At 65.0% G+C, this 420-nt stretch carries 1 protein-coding gene; it reads left to right on the top strand.

Features of this window, described 5'->3' with window-relative positions; all coding sequences use genetic code 11:
* Positions 1-10: 10 nt before the first annotated feature.
* Positions 11-420 (top strand): ParB N-terminal domain-containing protein (locus tag EN780_RS38020; RefSeq protein WP_189557211.1); only part of this gene is annotated, 410 nt, incomplete at its 3' end.

Genomic DNA, 420 nt, shown 5'->3' with positions numbered 1-420 from the left:
GAACATCCCCATGCATCTCATCAAAGTCGATCCGCGCGCGCTGAAGGAAAATCCCGACCGTACGCGCCAGACAAAATCCTCGCCGCTGGCCGACGCGCTGCTCCTGGCCACGATCAAGGCGGTCGGCATCGTGCAGCCGCCCATCGTCACCGCCGAGGTCGACGGCGGCAATGGCTATATCATCAATACCGGCCACCGGCGGGTGAAGCAGGCGATCGCCGCGGGTCTTGAGGAAATCGAGGTCCTGGTCGAGGAAGCCGCAAGCGACAATGGCGCCATGCGCTCGATGATCGCCAATATCGCAGTCGAGCCCCTCAATCCCGTCGACCAGTGGCGGGCGATCGAACGCCTGGTCGCGGTCGGCTGGACCGAGGAGGCGATCGGCGTCGCGCTCGCTCAGCCGCTGCGCCAGATCCGAAA

The sequence above is a fragment of the Mesorhizobium sp. M4B.F.Ca.ET.089.01.1.1 genome, assembly GCF_004022605.1.
Taxonomy (GTDB): Bacteria; Pseudomonadota; Alphaproteobacteria; order Rhizobiales; family Rhizobiaceae; genus Mesorhizobium; species Mesorhizobium abyssinicae.
Note: the sequence above shows the minus strand (reverse complement) of the source record. Positions and strands in the feature narration are given on the sequence as shown.